The organism is Micrococcus luteus (assembly GCF_022664405.1).
In the GTDB taxonomy this organism is placed as follows: Bacteria; Actinomycetota; Actinomycetes; order Actinomycetales; family Micrococcaceae; genus Micrococcus; species Micrococcus luteus.
The window spans coordinates 1-684 of the sequence record NZ_JAKRLB010000055.1 but is presented as its reverse complement, the minus strand read 5'-3'; the positions used below and the strand labels follow the sequence as shown (position 1 = coordinate 684).

The 684-nt window shown below is 67.3% G+C and carries 1 protein-coding gene; it reads left to right on the top strand.

Going from position 1 to position 684, the window contains the following annotated elements; all coding sequences use genetic code 11:
* Positions 1 to 684, top strand: a 684-nt coding sequence (locus MF605_RS11885; RefSeq protein WP_242821298.1) for an integrase core domain-containing protein, incomplete at both ends; no start/stop codon positions are given.

The window sequence follows — 684 nt, the reverse complement described above, 5'->3', positions numbered from 1 at the left end:
CCGTGGGACGGTGGCTGCACCGACTCGGGATCTCCCGCCTACGGGACCTGACCCCGGCCGGAGAAGACCTGCGCCAACGACCCCAGAAGATCACCGCGAGAGGGCCGGGGCACATGGTGCACCTGGATGTGAAGAAGATCGGGAAGATCCCAGACGGGGGCGGCTGGCGCACCCACGGACGTGAAAGTGAAGCAGGCCGTGCTTCCAAGCGCGGGCCTGGCCGGCGGGTCGGCTACACCTACCTGCACTCGGCGATCGACGGGTACACCCGCCTGGCCTACACCGAGGCGTTGGAGGACGAGCGGGCGGCCACGACCGTGAGCTTCTACTGCCGGGCGCGGGCGTTCTTCGCCGCCCACGGCATCACCGTGGACCGGGTGATCACGGACAACGGGAACAACTATCGGGCTGCGGACTTCACCGCGAAGGTGGTCTCGCTCGGGGGCCGGCATCACCGGATCCGACCCTACACCCCGCGCCATAACGGGAAGGTCGAGCGGTACAACCGGCTGATGGTCGATGAGGTCCTCTACGCCCGCCCGTACTCCTCAGAGCAAGCTCGGCGTGAGGCCCTGGCGGTGTGGGTGAACCACTACAACTACCATCGGCCTCATACCTCCTGCGGAGACGCTCCTCCGGCCTCGTTGGCACCGGCCCGAGTCAACAACGTCATGCCCTCCTACA